Here is a 14,899-nt window from a genome sequence, read left to right on the forward strand (position 1 = left end):
AAATCCACCTTCACAAGGTGGATTTTCGTTAAAACAAACGATTCACTAGTTCTTTCACTTCTTCAAGGTATTGTGTTCTCACTTCGTTATCCACAGAAGGAACGCTCGTATAGAAAGCGTGCTCGACTGTTTCAATACCAGTAAAATCAAAAATACCTGCATCAGTTGTTTTCTTCATTGCTTCAAACATACCGCTTGCATCGTAATTCTCTTTTGAATTGCCCATTGTGGATAATAATACCCCTTTTTTACCTGTTAAAAATTTATCAACGCCATTTGGGCCGTATGTAAAAGCAAATCCTTGGCTAAATACACGTTCTACATACCCTTTTAAGATAGCGGGAAGGCCTGCCCACCAAACTGGATAAATAAATGTGATCACATCTGCCCACGTAATATGTTCTTGTTCTGCCTTAATATCAGCCGGCGTATTTCCTTGTGAAAAGGAAATGAAATCATCGGCAGCTAATACAGGATTGAAGTTTATAGCATATAGATCGCGAACACGTACTTCATGTCCTTTTTCTTGTAACTGTCCTTGAAATGTTTCTAAAATTGCATGATTAAAGCTTTGTGGATTAGGGTGTGCATAAACGATTAAATGTTTCATTACAATTCCTCCTGCCTGTGGATATGTTAGTAGTATGTTCAAAGTGTGAATAAAACATATTTTGTAACTATTGTAGTTACAATGTGTTAAGAAGTCAAAGAAGATGCCTCTTACAGATTAAGAAACAGGAGTTTTCCTAGCGTGAGCGAATATGTAGAAGGAAAGAGAAGGTGAACGTAGGAATGAACATTCATAGACTTACGCTAGAAGAAGCGCAAAACATAAATGTGTGGCAATATGATGCACCGTATGAATTATATAGTTTTACCGGAGCGTCTGAAACGCTGGAAGAATTGCTCGACGGTACATATTATGGCGTTCGTAATGAGCATAATGAAATCGTCGGTTATTTTTGTTTTGGGGATAACGCACAAGTGCCGGGCGGAAGAGAGGCAAAGTTATACACAGGTGAGTGTGTTGTGGATATTGGGCTTGGAATGAAACCGGCGTTAACTGGAAAGGGATTGGGGATATCTTTTTTACAAGCTGGACTGCAGTTTGCGAACGAGCAATTTAGACCAGAGAAAATCCGTTTAAGCGTAGCTGCTTTTAATGGGCGTGCAATCGCTCTGTATATGAAAGCAGGTTTTCAAAAGAAGACTTCTTTCATGAGCAGGGGAAGGGAATTTTTACTTATGGAGTATGACGCGGCGGAATGTAAAAACAAATAAGAAAAACCAGCTTAAAGAAGTTGGTTTTTCCTGTTTTTGTACTATTCAGCGTGTGCAGCTCTATGCGCTAAACGGCTGGATGCAGCAGCGGCAATTGCTCCGACGATATCATCGAGGAATGTATGAACTTTACCTGTGGATTTGTCATTTAAATATTCTAAAATACCTGGTTTTAATTTATCAATATAGCCAAAGTTTGTGAAACCGATTGAACCGTATACGTTGACGATAGATAAGGCAACGACTTCATCTACACCGTATAATCCTTCGTCACGATGTATGATGTCTTGAAGAGGAGCGCTTAACAACCCTTTTTCGGCAAGGACGTCCAGCTCAATTCCTGTAATGAGTGCATTTTGCACTTCGCGTTTGGATAAGACGCGTTCTACGTTATAACGACACTCTTCCATTGCTAAATTGGGATGATATTTTTTTTGAAGAAAATGAACGAGATCTGCAATATCGTCAATTGTTACACCGCGTTCTTGTAGTAATTGTAATGCTCTTTCTTGTAGTTCATTTCGTTGTGTCATGATTATCACCTTTTTTTCTTTTTAATATTGTATACGTATATGTGTACTATGTGCATAGGAATGAAAGTTAATCAGAAGCTCATATATATATAGAAAAAATATAGGTGGCGAGTACGATGATTCAACATATTTATGAGCATTACCATATACACGTCAAAGAATTTACAACCCTCGGTCCCTATAAAAGCTTTTGGGTTCGAAATAAAACTTATGTGCTTCTTGCTACGGGAAACTTGCAAGAAGAAGAGCTTTTTGAAATGAAGAAGTTAAGTGATTATATGAATCAGCAAGGCGATATTACAGTTGCGACGTTTGTTCCAAACATACAAGGTTATTATGTTAGCGAGATAGAAGATACAAATTATTGTTTGCTGAAAGGAATGCGTATGTTAGAGCGCAATGTAATGTCTTCAGGAAGCGAGCTATCGTTATTTCATAAGCGCGGAGCATTCTTTTCTGATGATATTGAACATCTCAGCCGAATTGGTGAATGGAAGGCGCTGTGGGAAAAACGATTAGATCAGCTCGAACGCTTTTGGCAATCAAAAATAGTGAGTCACCCTACTGACATGTTTGAACAATTATTTATCGAATCATTCCCTTACTATTTAGGTCTTGCCGAAAATGCGATTCAATATGTAATGGATACAGAAATTGATGATATTCCTCAACGCGCTGACGCCGCAACGATTTGTCAGGAACGATTTACGCCATTACTTTGGCAGCAAACGAAGCGATTAAAGCTGCCAGTTGATTGGGTATACGATCATCCAAGCCGCGACTTAGCAGAGTGGGTCCGTCACGTTTCTTTTGAAAAAAGAGCGAACTGGGAAGAAGAAATTGCTCAATTTGTAACCGACTATGAACGTAACTATCCATTATCTTCTTTTGGATGGCGGCTGCTATTTGCGCGTCTTCTCTTTCCTCTTAATTACTTTGAAACAATTGAAGGGTATTACTTAACTGGAAGCGAGACGCAGAAATATGTATATCAAGATCGGCTAGAAACCATTTTACAGCGGGTAGATCAATCGGAACAATTTCTTCAGCACTTTTATGATCTTATTCGTTTACCTGTTGATAAGTTAGGAATTCGTAAGTTAGATTGGTTAACATAATATGTAATTTAGAAAAAAGAGACCATAGTGGGTCTCTTTTCTTTAGCTTAAAATACTTGTTCTACTTCGATTACGCCTGGTACTTCTTCTAAAAGTGCGCGTTCGATACCAGCTTTTAATGTGATTGTAGAACTTGGGCAGCTGCCGCAAGCACCTAGAAGGCGTAATTTAACGATACCCTCTTCAACATCTACTAATTCTACGTCACCGCCATCACGAAGTAAGAATGGACGTAATTTATCTAATACTTCTGCTACTTGTTCGTGTAAGTTTTCGTTTTCCATTTTTATCGACTCCTTTCATTAGTTTTATTATAATCAAGATACAGGGGAAAATCTATTTTTAATGTCTTTCTTATGTTGTCAAAATAGTTTATGGAAATTTCCTTCTTATATGTGACAATAAGATGCAGAAAAAAATGTATGTGCAAATGGGGGAGAGAATATGATAAAAGTTAGCGTCTATGGGGCAAAGGTTGTGTGTGCTAGCTGCGTTGGGATGCCGTCATCAACAGAAACGTATGAATGGCTGCAAGCAGCAATTGGAAGGAAGTATGAAGGACAAGAAGAGAAATTTCATTTTGAATATGTGGACATTCACGAGCAGCAAGAAGAGGAAGAAAAACGAGTTTTTGCTGAGCGTGTGATTGAAGAAGACTTATTTTATCCTGTTGTTCTTGTGAATAATGAGATTGTCGGAGAAGGCAATCCTCGCTTAAAGGATGTATACGAAGAAATTGAGAAATATTTATAATATAACTTATAACTCACAGAGCTCTTGCAACGTAGACTACGAATCGCAAGGGCTTTTTCTGTATTTGAAAGGGTGGATGAGATGAAGAAGGGCTTTGTAATAGGGAGTATAGGACTTTTTGTAGTCAGCGGTATTGCCTATATGGAAGGAGATGCAGCGATGATTTACTCTTTAGCAGGTTGGCTGAGCCTCTTTTTCTTAGCTAGTGCAGCATTTCTTTGTATAGATGGATTCATTTTAGGAGCGCAGGGGACATTTGCTTCAGCAAAACCAACGCGAAAAGAATCTCGTTTTCAATCTGCTAAAACGAATGTGTTTGCAGCGATTCCAAATGTGGCAGCTGCGTTAGGGGTATACTTATGGGTATCGTAACGGAGCATTTTGTACCAGAAGAAGTAAAGGTCTTATTAGAGCAGTATGTGAATGGACTTCAGGAAATCGTTTCTAAAGAAAAACTAGTTGGCGTGTATTTGTATGGTTCATTAGCATTAGGAGCTTTTCATTTGGGAATGAGTGATGTTGATTTTGTAACGGTGACAACAGAACAAGTGAGTGAAGCAGAGAAAGTGAAGATACGTGAACTACATAAGAAACTCTATAAACATGATCTTGGTAAGCGAATGGACGGTATGTATATTCCGTTTGTTGATTTAGGAAAGCAAAATCATGAAATGTCACCGTATTTATATTGTTCAGATGGAAAAATGAATGAAGGGCATTGGGATATTAATTCTGTGACGTGGTGGACATTAAAAAATCAAGGTATTACTGTTTGGGGTAAACAAGCAAACGAACTTCCGTATGCAATCACGTGGAATGATGTTGTGAACACAATGAAATACAATGTGGAACAATATTGGAGTGAGAAAGTAAAGCGTCCGTATTTATTTTTATCTACAGAATGGGTGGAGTTTGCAGTTGTGACAATGGGACGTATCCTATACACGTTAGAGACGGAACGGATTGTTTCTAAAGATGAAGGGCTGCAATACGTGATGCAATCTTTTAAGCAATGGGAACCGCTGTTGCAAGACGTATATCGAATTCGTCACAAAGGAGGAATGAAACCGTCCTTATCGAGATGGAGACGTGCTGAGATGACGAAGAAGTATTTATTGTTTGGGATAGAGGGATGTAAGAAGAGGTGGGGAAGATAAAGTGAAAACAAAAAAACAAGAGCTGCACGTGCGCTCTTGTTTTTTTGTTTAACCATTATGATGCTTATACATCCAAAGAATACCTGATTTTAAAAGGCGAGGTACGCGGCCCATTAATGGCTGATTTGCGAGTAAACCGAAGCCGTGTTTTTTACCGAGAGAACCAAGAACACCTTTTAATTTAATAACAGGTAGTTCTTCTGGTAATGTTTCATTATTCCAACGTTTTAATAATATTTGGACAATTTGCTCGCCTTGTCCTTCTGCTAGCTGAGCAGATGGTGCGTGCGGCAACGCAGCGCAATCACCTAACACATACACATTCTCAAAATCTGGAATATTATGATATTTTGTTAATACAACACGACCGCTATTATCGTGCTCGACAGGTAGATTACGAACAACCTCATTTGCTTGAATGCCAGCTGTCCATACGATTGCGTCGCATTCAAGTGGTTCATCGTGGTTATACACAATATTTGGCTCCACTTTTGTAATGTTCGAGTTGCGAATGATTGTAACATTATGTTTCAAAAACCACTCTTCTACATATCTACTTAATTTTTCTGGGAATGGGAAAAGAATGCGATCTTTTCGGTCAAATAAATAAATGTTTAAGTCTGGACGGCTTTCACGAAGTTCACTTGCTACTTCAACACCGCTTAGTCCAGCTCCTACAACAGCAACTGTTGCGTGTGGCTCTAAACCGTTTAGTTGTTGATATGTTTGACGAACTTGTTCAATGGATTGAAGGCTATACGTATGTTCTTGCGCTCCTGGAACGTTGTGATAGTTGTCTTCGCAACCAAGTCCAATAATTAAGTCATCATAATTCACAATTTCACCGTCATCAAGATGAACGGCTTTGTTTTCTAAATCAACATTAGTTATCGTCCCGTATTGAATATTAAGTCGTGGATGTTCTGGAAATGGAATGCGAATATGCGTTTCAGAAATCGTTCCTGCTACTAATGCGTAGTATTCTGTTTTAAAACAGTGATACGGCACTTTGTCGATTAATGTCACTTGAACATCATCCGGAAGTTGGTTGCTCGGAAGAAGACGCTGTAAAACTCTCATTCCACCGTAGCCCCCACCAAGTATTACGAGGTGCTTCATGATGGATTACCCCTTTTCTGTTGAAATATCCCCTAATCATAAAAAGTTTTTATATTACAAAAATATTTTGACTTTACCCACTCAAATTATATCGAATTCAGAAGCAAATAACAATGTATGAATGCATAATCTGTTGTACAATAAGAAGAAAAGTGGGGCGATTTGTGAAAAAATTGTAGAATGTTGCAGTTTTCGACCGAAAAGTGCTTTTTATTAAGGATTAACGCATAAAACGATTGAAAATTTTAGTCGTTTCAGCTCGATTTATACAACATCTTAGTTTTACTGTTATAAAACAAGGGTTAATATATAGATGTAGGGGGGAATAAGGGTGATTAAACCGTTAATTGAATTTTGTGTTGGCAACCTTGCAAGTGGTGCGCAAAAGGCAAGGGAACAACTAGAGAAAGATCCTAATTTAGATGTGATTGAGTATGGTTGTCTTGGTTATTGCGGTATTTGCTTTGAAGGACCGTATGCACTTGTGAACGGTGAAGTTGTAAAAGGCGAAACACCGGAAGAACTTGTGAAAAATATATATGATTATTTAGATGAAAATCCGATGTTTTAAGGCGTTGCAACGAAGCAGCGTCTTTTTTATTTGGATACATAAAATCATCTCGAAGGAACAGGCTAATTAGTGCAGCAAGTACTGATATGTATATATAAAAAAAGAAAGCCCTTTGTTGAAGGGCTTTTTTCTTACACGATACGTGTAAGCACGACCTTGTTACGCCAAAATTGTCGTTGAATATGAGAAACGGGGGACATTCTTATTGTTTTCCAAAAGCGCTCATTTTATACTTATAACAATAAAAAATTTTGGAGTGAACCAATATGGAACAACTTTCTTTCACGAAAATGCACGGTCTTGGAAATAATTATATTTATGTAAATATGTTTGAAGAACAAATTGCAGAAGAGCATCTAGCGAAAGTTGCTGAAAAAGTGTCAAATGTGAATACTGGGATTGGTTCTGACGGAATGATTCTAATTTGTCCATCTGACGTTGCTCCTGTAAAGATGCGTATTTTTAATAAAGACGGTTCAGAAGGAAAAAGCTGCGGGAATGGACTGCGATGCGTTGCAAAGTACGCATATGAGCATAAATTAGTAGAAGAGACTGTTTTTGCAATTGAAACGTTAGCAGGAATTGTTACAGCAGAAGTAGTAGTTGAAGATGGAATTGTAACTTCCGCTACAATTGATATGGGTGCGCCGCGATTAAAACGCACGGATTTACCGATGTTAGGTGAAGGAGAAACACCATTTATTCGTGAAGATTTCCTTTACAGCAATCACCGCTATGCATTTACAGCTGTCTCAATGGGAAATCCGCATGCTGTTATTTTTGTAGATGATATTGACGAAGCGCCGCTTACAACATTAGGGCCTGTGCTAGAAACACATGAGATGTTTCCGGAAAGTGTGAATGTAGAATTTATTGAAGTTCTGAATCATCATGAAATGCATTTCCGTGTATGGGAACGCGGTTCTGGTATTACACAAGCGTGTGGAACAGGAGCATGTGCCGCAGTTGTAGCTGCAATCTTGAATGGAAAGATGAAGCGCGGGCAAGAAATCATTGTTCATTTAGCAGGCGGAGATTTAATGATTACGTGGACAGAAGAAGGGACAGTTTTAATGAATGGTCCTGCAGAAGTCACTTGCAGCGGTGTATATTATTATAAGATTGAAGAGTAAAGATGTATAATAAAATGAAAGAAGAAAGGAAGGTGGATTCTATGATTACTGTAACAGAACAAGCGGCATATCAAATTAAAGATATGTTAAAAGATGCTGAAGATGGAGAGAAATACGTTCGCCTTGCAGTGCACGGCGGTGGATGTAGCGGTCTTTCTTACGGCTTAGGATTTGAAAGAGAACCAAATGAAGACGACACAGTTCTTGAATTTTTCGGTGTTGAATTTGTTATTGATAAAGAAAGTGCTACGATTGTAAAAGGAGTAAAAATCGATTATAAGCAATCAATGCTTGGCGGTGGATTTACAATCGATAATCCGAACGCAATCGCATCATGCGGCTGCGGATCATCTTTCCGCACAGCAACGAATGCTGGTAAGCCTGAAGAGTGCTAATGCAACTTTTTAGTATCGAGATATGAGTATTCAATCGAATATGAGAAGCTGCTAAAGAAGCCTATTGAGGATTTAATCAAATGGTTATCTAATTCGCTATAAATGAAAAACGCTTGGATTCGTTCAAGCGTTTTTTTTGTGATTTCTAATAAAATCATGGCAACATTCTAATACTAATAAAAAGAGGTGATTTTGATGGGAAAATGGAATGAACAGGCGGCACCAAATAATAATTTGCCAGCCAGCACAATTCGGTCATCCGAACTCCTGTTAGGAAAGAAAGCAGATCATGAATTTTCAGAGGAGATTTCCGATGGCGGAGAAAGAGATAAAAACATTCAGATACTCAAAAACAGTTCTAAATAGAAAAAACTGATGCAGAGGTGGCGATGAAAAAATCGTCACTATTTTTTTTTGCTTTGTTCCCCATATTCTCTCAACATACGCTTCAAAAAAATATGCCAAAATCAAAAAGATTATTGTATAGTTTAAATATTAAATCACCTAGAAGAACCATACAGCAGTTAGTGATGTTACGTAATCACTTTCGAGAAAAAGATATTAACATTGTTTCTATTTTATTACTAAAGGGGGAGTAGACATGGCACAACAAAGCTTGAAACGCGAACTGCAACCGCGCCATATCAGGCTTATGGCAATAGGCGGGATGATTGGGACAGGAATTTTCAAAGGAAGTGCAGATACAATTTCAGCTGCAGGACCCGGCATCGTTTTTTCTTATTTATTTGCAGGATTTCTTCTTCTCATTGTTATGAGTGCAATAGCGGAAATGGCTATTGCTTATCCTGGTTTAAACATTCAAGGGATGATTCAAAAAGCTTTCGGTTCTCGTTTCGCCTTTGTCATTGGTTGGCTCTACTGGGTCGACTGGATTTTAGTTATTATTGTTGAGGTTTTGGCAGGGGGGAGCTTTTTACAATACTGGATTCCATCCGCTCCTTTATGGCTGCTTAGTTTAGCATGTACTGCGCTTCTTCTTCTTATCAATTTGTTTAGCGTCAAACTTTACGGTGAAATAGAGTTTTGGCTTGCGAGTTTCAAAATTATTACTCTTGTTTTATTTATTTTGCTTGGTTTTGCCTTATTATTTGGCTTCATTCCAAATCATGAAGCAGCATATTTTACAAACTATACAAGTCATGGCGGATTCTTTCCAAAAGGATTGGGAAGTATTTTCACAGCACTCTTAATAGTTGTCTTTTCTTTCGGAGGCTCAGAATTAATCGGATTAACTGTAACAGAAACGAAAAATGTGGAACAGACGCTTCCTAAAGTAATAAAAGGGGTTATGTTCCGAGTGGTTTTATTTTACACATTACCTATTCTCATCATCACTGGACTTATCCCTTGGGACGAAGTAGGAAAGCAAGGCAGTCCTTTCGTACAGGTTTTCTCTGCAACTGGATTACAAGGTGTAGCACATATTATGAACTTCATTTTATTGACCGCTGTGTTGTCGGCTGCCAATTCAGGAATGTATGCTACTTCTCGCATTTTGTACTCTCTGGCACAAAATAACGAAGCTCCTGCTCTATTTTCTCGTCTTACTAAGCGCGGTGTTCCTATCTGGGGAGTTCTTGTCAGTTGCACTGGTTTATTAATTGGAGCTTTTATCGCGTTCCTTACACCAGAGCATGTTTTTGGCTATTTGATGTCTATCCCGGGCTTTACTGTTTTGCTCATTTGGACTAGCATTTGCCTCGCGCAATTCAAGTTGCGTAAACAGTATCCTAAAATGCCGTATTTTCGCGTGTGGTTCTTTCCATACAGCACCTTGTTTGCAGCAGCTGCCTTGGCAATTATTTTTATTTTCTTCTTGTTCAATGCAGGCAATATAATTAACTCTATTGTATGCGTAAGTATTCTTATCCTTTTATCTGGCCTATCTATTTTGGTTGGTAGAAAGGAATCGAAATAAAGATCTTCAGCTTAAAAATGCCGTGTGAAGCGGCTTTTTTTTTGTCCTAGCATTTCCGTTTTATTAAAAAAAACTTCTGCAAGACTTTAACAGAATGTATATTCCACACATGATTAGTTCATATAACATGTTTTCAAAAAATTTCAGATGACTAATAGTAATTACGGAAAAATAATTCTTCACATAACGTTCGAAAAAATGTTTGAAAAATCTAAAAAATTAGATTATTATTTAATTAAGGTTGATTTTTCGACAAATAAAGTCAAATGTTTACAAAGAACGAGAAGTTTTGTGGTTGTATTTTTCATTCTATATCTTTGATTCCAAAGAAAATAAGGAGGAATGATTATGCCAAAAAAAACCCGTAAATTACTCAGTAAATCATTTAAAGAATTAGTGCAAGAAAATAAACAAATGATACTTAATGATAAACAAGAATTGGAACGAATTGAACAACGAATTGAACAACGTCATATAAATAAAAAACCAGCCTCATAATGGCTGGTTTTTTCATTTATCCTGCTATTCGCGGGCGGTAAGACCCCCACCTCAAGATTCAGAGAGAAGCAAAGAAGATAGGGGGGATAAAGAACCCCCCACTGATGGAAGTTTCACTTTATTAAAAAAAGCTTCTGCAAGACTTTAGCAGAATGCATATTCCATACATGATTAGTTAACATGAAATTTTTTGGAAAAATCCCCAGATAATTAATGGTAACTTGGGAAAAAATTTTCACATAACGTTCAAATAAATAACGTTTGAAAAATGAAAAGTTATATTATTATTTAGGTAAGTCGAACTTTTCGACAAATTAAGACATTTTTTTACAAAGAGCGAGAGATTTTGTGGTTGTATTTTTCATTCTGCATCTTTGATTCCAAAGAAAATAAGGAGGAATGATTATGACAAGAAGGTACCGTAAATTACTCAGTAAATCATTTAAAGAATTAGTGCAAGAAAATAAACAAAAGATACTTAATGATAAACAAGAATTGGAACGAATTGAACAACGAATTGAACAACGTTATATAATTACAAAACCAGCCTCATAATGGCTGGTTTTTTCTTTCACTGAAATACTTGAGGGAACTGCTTTACTATTCCTTCAGTAAGCGCATCCGCCATTTCTAAGGCTTCCTTCTCAATTTTGTCATACAATTGCGCACTTGATTGATAATCTTTCTTTAGCATGGATACTGCCTCAGCTTTAGTTAATGCTAGATGCTCATAAAACATTTTCCTGAATTTTTCTTTAGGTATATGAGGATTTATGCTGCTTATGAATTCAACAATTTGGTCTGCATTGGCGTACCATTTTTTCTCTGCGATTGAGGCAGCGTTTTGATCGCCGGCCTTTGCTGCCTTGACAAGGTCTGCGGCGATTACTAAGTGGTCTTTTATCAAATTACTATATTTTGTCGCTGCATTTTGACCGTAGAAAGGTTTGAGTAAATTACCCATATCCGGAGCGTTTTTAAGGAGTCGTGTAATAGTAACGTTAACATCTGGTAAATTAAAAATAATGCTAATGATGGCCATCCTTGTCCAAGCGACATGCTGTTCCCATAGTGAGCGCATATAACTTTTTAAATCAACTTCATTTTTACTGATACGGTAATCTCGTGCCATTAAAAACGCAGATTGTGGATCCCAACTTACATAAGGTATATCATATGTGAAATAATTGGATTGCCAATAAGGGTACATAATGATTACACTCCTTTGAATATATATATATCACGATATGATAAACTTCATTCTTAAGTTCTGTGTCCAAATACTTTTATACACTCAGTCGGTGATACGTGACACCAGCGTTATAATAACCTTCAAGATGTCACCGATAGTCTTCTTGTGGATTTGAAATAAAATTCGGCCGTTTTTAGATACAAAAGAGTAAAAATGAGCTGTCACCCCATGAACTTTACCTATACAAAAAAGAGCTTGTCTACATATCTTAATACCTAGAAGGTCAATATTTAATAAGAAAGTAGGTAGAAAGATTAATGGGACAAGAAGTAAAAATTATGTCTTGGGATCTCTATCTTGGTGCTGATGCTACAATAATCTTAGGGACCACTCCTGAACAAGTCCCGCAAGTTGTTACAGAAATTTACCGGCAAGTACAGGCTACAAATTTTCCTGAAAGAGCAAAAGCAATCGCCAAACAGATTTCCAAGCAAAATCCTGATTTTATTTGTCTCCAAGAGGCAGTTATATGGCAGATATTATCACCTCCTGGCTTTGAGCCTGTGATTCACTTTGAGTATGATTTTCTTAAAATACTTCTCGAAGAGTTAAAATCCAGAGGTTTGAAGTATGAGGCCATTGCGATTAATCAGAATTTAGACATTGAGGTTCCTGCAAGTACCGGGTTCATCCTTCATTTCATGGATCGAAATATCATTCTCGCAAGGAAACATTCTGATTTTACCATCTCTAATACAAAATCCGGTCAATATCAAGCGATTTTCCTGGCTCCCATTGGCGGCCAGTCAATCCCCATTCCCAGAGGCTGGGCGTCTGTTGATGTAAAAATAGATGGGAAGAAGTTCAGATTATTGACGACCCACCTCGACCATGATTCAGAGACAGTACGGGATCTACAAGCAGTAGAGCTCATACAACTCACAAGTGCGGCTGATCTCCCACTGATTTTAACAGGAGATTTTCAATTTGATGCTAATAGCAGTCCCGCTCCTTCACCGTACCTCTTATTTTTAAACGCGGGTTTTGAAGATGCTTGGAAAATTGCGGGGGAAGGTCCTGGGTTTACGTGCTGCCAGGATTTCGATGTATTAAACCTGGTATCGGAGCTTAACACCAGACCAGACTTAATTCTTTTTCGGGGTGACCTAGATGTGAAAAAGATTGATTTAGTTGGAGAAAGTCAAAATGACCGCACTTCGAATGCTCTTTGGCCGTCTACTGCTACGGGGCTCGTTGCTGATTTTAAGCTTTTCCAAAAAAAGCATGAGCACAAAAAGAATGTTTTTGATTATATTGTCATCGGAGCTGGAACGGCAGGCGGGGTAGTTGCTAAGAAATTAACTGATGACCTGCGTACTTCTGTACTGGTTCTTGAGTCGGGAATTAATAGCACTGCTACGCTAAGCGACCCCAACATTTTAAATGCCATTTTTTTGGCCAGTGATAATAAGTATGCCTTCAACCTTTTATCCAGATTAGAGGCAGTGCTTGGACGGCAGCTTGTTACGGTCAATGGGAGAGTCATTGGCGGGAGCTCAGAGGTTAACGATATGTTTGCTGTCCGCGGGAGTAGAGAGCTGTATGACGAATGGGCAGCCATTTCCGGGAATGACCAATGGAACTACAAACATGTTCATTCACTGTTCATTGAAAATGAAACTTATACTGGACAAACACAAAGTCCCAAGCAAAGGGGAAGAATGGGACCCATATTTATTAGACAACAGCATATTCCCCCGGATCCTAATGGTCTGATACAAAGATTGACAGATGCAACTGCAGAAATATTAGGTATCCCCATTGTTGAGGACTATAACACTGGCGTAAGAGACTGTACTTTTTCCAAGGGCCAATATATCCAGAAGGAGGAGGCGGACGGAAAAATTACCCGTTCATCGACTGCAACAGGATATTTAAATGAGAGTATTGTTACGCAAGGAAACGAGTTTCAACCGGATGAGTTTGGAGTAGGGAAAAGAAAGTTGAGCATTTTCGCTCAAACAACGGTGAACAAAGTCTTATTTAAGAAAAAGAAAGGGCAAATGATTGCCGTGGGAGTTGAATATGTCAAGGACGGTGTTTCTCACAAAAGTTTTGCTCGAAAAGGTGTGATTGTTTCGGCAGGATTTTTCTCTCCCTTAATCCTTCAACGATCAGGGATTGGCAATCCCACTGATTTGATTAATGCAGGGATTACACCTTTAATTGAAAATCCGAATGTAGGTTGCAATTTGCAAACTCAAGCCTCTGTGGGACTTGGAGTCGAGGTCGATACATCCCAGATAATTCCAATAGTTGTAGCAGATTCTAATCAGCCTCTTCTCCTCGGTGCTTTTAAAGCTGAGCATAAGGATAGTTTGGAGGGCCGCCGTCTTCAAATTTTAGGAGCACCCGCACCCCTCTTTATTCCTGGTTCAGACGTGGCAAGTAATGAGTGGGAATTTGATTTAAAAAAACCTACTAATATCATGAGCTTTGGCATTATCGACCTCAATCCAAGAAGTAAGGGAACCATTATGGCCTCCCATAGCGCTCCTGAAGCCCTTCCTTCGTTTTCCTTCGATCCGTTGCTGCGAGAAAATGACTTAGATTTCTTGGTAGATCAATATATTAACATGTACAATATTATTCGAAGCGCTAAGTCAAAAGGGAACAGCGGGATTCACAAAGTAGTCTATCCACCAGAGAATATCTTCAAAAAAATGGATAGAAACAAGCTTAAGGATTTTGTTAGAGCATCGTATTCGAATTTCTTCCATTATGGCGGACAATGTAAGATGGGCAGCAGCATCCAAAATGGTGTTGTCAATGGATTCCTCGATGTATTTGGAACCGTCAATCTTAAAGTGGCTGATCTGTCAATTGCACCTATTTTACCAGATGGCAACACATCCATCCCCGCTCAAATGATTGGTTTAAATGCTGCACAATTTATTCAATCTAATCCTCATCCTTATGTGTTGGATGATGAAGACTTTGAGGAATTCGAATCATTAAATTAATATATGGAAAGTCCCTAATAGGGTCGTATTTTTAAAGTCTTTAAAAAAATGCAACCAACCAAACAATGATAGGATCCCCTTAATAGTAGATAGATGAAAAAATAAAAATCTGTTGGATAAGAATCCATTTTAATTAATCTTTTTTTTAAATGGATTCTTTTTATTTATAGTAAGATGCTGGTTTATG

General features: G+C 38.0%; 18 protein-coding genes. 13 read left to right on the forward strand and 5 right to left on the reverse strand.

The genetic code is table 11. From position 1 onward, the window contains the following. Positions 1-28 precede the first annotated feature (28 nt). Entirely contained in the window at positions 29-610 is a 582-nt protein-coding gene (locus ACTDJC_RS07405) for an NAD(P)H-dependent oxidoreductase (RefSeq protein ID WP_440603021.1), read from the reverse strand. Between the two features lie 182 nt (positions 611-792). Between ACTDJC_RS07405 and ACTDJC_RS07410 the strand changes: the two genes are divergently transcribed. Further along, the gene (locus ACTDJC_RS07410; protein WP_440603022.1) at positions 793-1,281 is read left to right on the forward strand and encodes a GNAT family N-acetyltransferase; all 489 of its coding nucleotides are present in this window, start codon (positions 793-795) and stop codon (positions 1,279-1,281) included. Between the two features lie 41 nt (positions 1,282-1,322). Here the strand turns inward: ACTDJC_RS07410 and ACTDJC_RS07415 are convergent, their stop codons facing one another. Next, complete coding sequence (locus ACTDJC_RS07415; RefSeq protein WP_098308752.1) at positions 1,323-1,814, reverse strand: phosphatidylglycerophosphatase A family protein; 492 nt, start codon at positions 1,812-1,814, stop codon at positions 1,323-1,325. 116 nt (positions 1,815-1,930) lie between these two features. On the opposite strand from ACTDJC_RS07415, the gene yutH reads away from it, so the two are divergent. Further along, a complete protein-coding gene (gene yutH / locus ACTDJC_RS07420; protein ID WP_440603023.1) occupies positions 1,931-2,932 on the forward strand; it encodes a spore coat putative kinase YutH in 1,002 nt (333 codons plus the stop codon). Positions 2,933-2,979: 47 nt separating this feature from the next. Here the strand turns inward: yutH and ACTDJC_RS07425 are convergent, their stop codons facing one another. Then, positions 2,980-3,216, reverse strand: a complete 237-nt coding sequence (locus ACTDJC_RS07425) for a NifU family protein (protein WP_098308748.1) — start codon at positions 3,214-3,216, stop codon at positions 2,980-2,982. 160 nt (positions 3,217-3,376) lie between these two features. On the opposite strand from ACTDJC_RS07425, the gene ACTDJC_RS07430 reads away from it, so the two are divergent. The 3 genes from ACTDJC_RS07430 to ACTDJC_RS07440 all read left to right on the forward strand — a co-directional run bounded on the left by ACTDJC_RS07430 (position 3,377) and on the right by ACTDJC_RS07440 (position 4,842). Next, positions 3,377-3,685, forward strand: a complete 309-nt coding sequence (locus ACTDJC_RS07430; RefSeq protein ID WP_429706797.1) for a YuzD family protein — start codon at positions 3,377-3,379, stop codon at positions 3,683-3,685. Between the two features lie 81 nt (positions 3,686-3,766). Further along, complete coding sequence (locus tag ACTDJC_RS07435) at positions 3,767-4,057, forward strand: hypothetical protein (protein ID WP_440603024.1); 291 nt, start codon at positions 3,767-3,769, stop codon at positions 4,055-4,057. Then, entirely contained in the window at positions 4,045-4,842 is a 798-nt protein-coding gene (locus tag ACTDJC_RS07440; RefSeq protein ID WP_440603025.1) for a nucleotidyltransferase domain-containing protein, read from the forward strand. The genes ACTDJC_RS07435 and ACTDJC_RS07440 overlap by 13 nt, the downstream gene beginning before the upstream one ends. A 48-nt stretch (positions 4,843-4,890) precedes the next feature. Here ACTDJC_RS07440 and ACTDJC_RS07445 read toward each other — a convergent pair whose 3' ends face one another. Next, on the reverse strand, positions 4,891-5,961 hold the full coding sequence (locus ACTDJC_RS07445) for an NAD(P)/FAD-dependent oxidoreductase (protein ID WP_098308738.1): 1,071 nt from the start codon (positions 5,959-5,961) through the stop codon (positions 4,891-4,893). A gap of 331 nt (positions 5,962-6,292) precedes the next feature. Here ACTDJC_RS07445 and ACTDJC_RS07450 point away from each other — a divergent pair, with 331 nt between their 5' ends. From ACTDJC_RS07450 to ACTDJC_RS07480, 7 genes are all read left to right on the forward strand, one after another. Further along, the gene (locus ACTDJC_RS07450) at positions 6,293-6,532 is read left to right on the forward strand and encodes a YuzB family protein (protein ID WP_098308736.1); all 240 of its coding nucleotides are present in this window, start codon (positions 6,293-6,295) and stop codon (positions 6,530-6,532) included. A gap of 266 nt (positions 6,533-6,798) precedes the next feature. Then, a complete protein-coding gene (gene dapF / locus ACTDJC_RS07455; protein WP_440603026.1) occupies positions 6,799-7,665 on the forward strand; it encodes a diaminopimelate epimerase in 867 nt (288 codons plus the stop codon). 41 nt (positions 7,666-7,706) lie between these two features. Next, positions 7,707-8,060 (forward strand): HesB/IscA family protein, encoded by a 354-nt coding sequence (locus ACTDJC_RS07460; RefSeq protein WP_440603027.1) that lies wholly within the window; start codon positions 7,707-7,709, stop codon positions 8,058-8,060. Positions 8,061-8,255: 195 nt separating this feature from the next. Continuing rightward, positions 8,256-8,426 (forward strand): hypothetical protein, encoded by a 171-nt coding sequence (locus ACTDJC_RS07465; RefSeq protein ID WP_440603028.1) that lies wholly within the window; start codon positions 8,256-8,258, stop codon positions 8,424-8,426. Between the two features lie 235 nt (positions 8,427-8,661). Further along, positions 8,662-9,999: an amino acid permease gene (locus ACTDJC_RS07470; RefSeq protein WP_253630771.1), complete on the forward strand. Its 1,338-nt coding sequence runs from the start codon at positions 8,662-8,664 to the stop codon at positions 9,997-9,999. 342 nt (positions 10,000-10,341) lie between these two features. Then, positions 10,342-10,497 (forward strand): FbpB family small basic protein, encoded by a 156-nt coding sequence (locus ACTDJC_RS07475; RefSeq protein WP_098309268.1) that lies wholly within the window; start codon positions 10,342-10,344, stop codon positions 10,495-10,497. Between the two features lie 405 nt (positions 10,498-10,902). Further along, the gene (locus ACTDJC_RS07480) at positions 10,903-11,052 is read left to right on the forward strand and encodes an FbpB family small basic protein (protein WP_440603029.1); all 150 of its coding nucleotides are present in this window, start codon (positions 10,903-10,905) and stop codon (positions 11,050-11,052) included. A gap of 16 nt (positions 11,053-11,068) precedes the next feature. On the opposite strand, the gene ACTDJC_RS07485 is transcribed toward ACTDJC_RS07480, so the two are convergent. Further along, positions 11,069-11,707, reverse strand: coding sequence for an acetylglutamate kinase (locus tag ACTDJC_RS07485; protein WP_440603030.1), 639 nt, complete (start codon positions 11,705-11,707; stop codon positions 11,069-11,071). Positions 11,708-12,006: 299 nt separating this feature from the next. Between ACTDJC_RS07485 and ACTDJC_RS07490 the strand changes: the two genes are divergently transcribed. Beyond that, entirely contained in the window at positions 12,007-14,712 is a 2,706-nt protein-coding gene (locus ACTDJC_RS07490) for a GMC family oxidoreductase N-terminal domain-containing protein (protein ID WP_440603031.1), read from the forward strand. Positions 14,713-14,899 lie beyond the last annotated feature (187 nt).

This window comes from Bacillus sp. GB_SG_008 (assembly GCF_052038115.1).
Taxonomy (GTDB): Bacteria; Bacillota; Bacilli; order Bacillales; family Bacillaceae_G; genus Bacillus_A; species Bacillus_A rhizoplanae.